This window comes from Rubripirellula reticaptiva, assembly GCF_007860175.1.
Classification (GTDB): domain Bacteria; phylum Planctomycetota; class Planctomycetia; order Pirellulales; family Pirellulaceae; genus Rubripirellula; species Rubripirellula reticaptiva.
In genome coordinates this window covers 1-1,998 of the sequence record NZ_SJPX01000013.1, presented here as the reverse complement: position 1 = coordinate 1,998, position 1,998 = coordinate 1, and the positions used below count along the sequence as shown (strand labels likewise).

At 50.8% G+C, this 1,998-nt stretch carries 2 protein-coding genes; both read left to right on the top strand.

The annotated features are described in order from the left end of the window. Positions 1-168 precede the first annotated feature (168 nt). Entirely contained in the window at positions 169-753 is a 585-nt protein-coding gene (locus Poly59_RS30015) for a hypothetical protein (protein WP_222436203.1), read from the top strand. A gap of 524 nt (positions 754-1,277) precedes the next feature. Then, the gene (locus Poly59_RS29130; protein ID WP_146537634.1) at positions 1,278-1,781 is read left to right on the top strand and encodes a hypothetical protein; all 504 of its coding nucleotides are present in this window, start codon (positions 1,278-1,280) and stop codon (positions 1,779-1,781) included. The last annotated feature ends 217 nt before the right edge of the window (positions 1,782-1,998 follow it).

Below are 1,998 nucleotides of genomic sequence, written 5' to 3'. Positions count from 1 at the left end.
ACTGCCCGGCACTCGATCAACGCCCGTCGATAAATGCCGATAACCATGCCATGCACCGGAGTGGCGGTGGTTACGTTTTTTTGAAATCACGTCAACCGCCGCCACCCGGTGATGGCCACCGTTCGCCCAGCAATTTGCATCGACCTCCGGATGCCGTCTGCGATATATATGAGACAAATTGCAAAAACCGCATCAATCATCATTCTATGCGTGGTAGTCATCGCAATTGTTGACATCGTCAACGTCTCTCGTAAAGAACAACGTCTATCGCGGTCCGTAAAATCAATCGGCGGACGCACTGGCTCAATTCCAGTCTGGCCATTCGGCACCGAGTACCGTGTCACGCTGACCGCCATGCCTAACGATTCACAATTGGAAGAGTTAACGATTGCTAATCGACTACGTGGATGGGTTGGAATCGCATTTGAAGACTGCGACCTCTCCGACACAGAAGTGTCTCGTTTGTTGACAGCACTGCCTGACTGCCATCTATTTATCGTCAATGGGACTGGCATGATTCCCTTTGGTTCAATACGACCAGAAATGGGCGAACCAAGCAATGCACCCGAGTCGCGAAGTCGGGCGTTTTGGCAATGGAAAATCTCTCGTCGCGACCGGGTGATTGCAAACGTTATCCGACATACTCCCTCAGGTGTCCGGCGTATTTCTTCGCACAAGCGATCACTTCAACCTTCGATTGCGAATTGGTCGTTCGGCTTTTGCGTTAGTGAATCGACGCGTCAAACGTTTTGATTCTCCGTTGGCGTTGGCTGCAACGCTGGTTGATCGCTGACTGATTTCGGTCTTAACGACTGGCGTTTGCCGATGGCATCACAACGGTTCTGATCCTTCGATGAACGGAATTGCTTGCCGCGTACTTTAGGGCCCGCTAGACTTTGGCGACTTGAAAACCACTGCCCAACACTCGATCAATGCCCGTCGATAAAACGGGTAACCATCGGTTGTACCGGAGCGGCGGTGGTCGCGTTGTTTTGAAATCACGGCACTCGCCGCCGCCCGGTAAACCGTAACGTTATGCCAAATAGAAAATGACTTCGAACGCTTCACCACCATGGTCTACGGGGCCGGGCGAAATACTTCGGCATGGTCTCGATTTGCTGCGACGAGACTCTGATGTAAATCGTCGACTTGCGATGATTAGCATCGATAATGCCGTAGAATTGATGATCAAGACGTACCTCGGTCTACCGCGACGAGTCAATGGACTTTCGATTCCTCGCCGCGAGTACGACGAATTCTCGCAGAGCTTTCCTAAGTTGCTGGACGCGCTTGAGAATCATGCTCTGGATAAACTTGACGGAATAAACCTCGGCGAAATCGAATGGTACCACCGACTCAGGAACGAACTATATCATCAAGGTAATGGACTTACTGTCGAACGAGACAAAGTAGAGATCTATGCAGAACTCGCTAACCTGCTGTTCGAAAATTTGTTCGGATTCAAACTCATCGAACCTGGCGACGATCGAACCCGCCTCCTCGGCGAATTTATGTCTGCATGGATTGATCTTGAACGAATGATCGCACAATCGCCAACGGCGAACCCACGCAATACGCCGTTGGGTTTGATACAATCTCTTCGCCAGTCGGACGTCATTTCTGACGCAGAACTTTCGGAACTTGATAACATCAGACAAATTCGCAACTCCGTCATTCACGGATCTGAAGATTACCATCGACTGATCACCGATGAACTTGTGTCCCGAATCAAGCGTTTTGCGGTACTTTTAGAGCAGCGCTTACCCCAAAGGAACGCGTGATGAATTGGCATAACCATGCGGTGAACCGAAGTCGCCGATCACGCGGGTTTTGAGATCATAGTTTTTTGGCGGCGACTCGGTTACCGCCAACGTTCGCCGACAAGCACATCCAATGCCCACCTAAATGACTGAAAACCCCTACTCACCGCCAAACGCGAGCAAATCTGATTCTCCGCGTCGTTCAGTAGCTTGCGTTTTCATGTTCTGGCTTTCCAGC

Coding starts and splice junctions, on each gene's coding strand:
- Poly59_RS30015 (WP_222436203.1), top strand. CDS start 169: ATGAGACAAATTGCAAAAACCGCATCAATCATCATTCTATGCGTGGTA.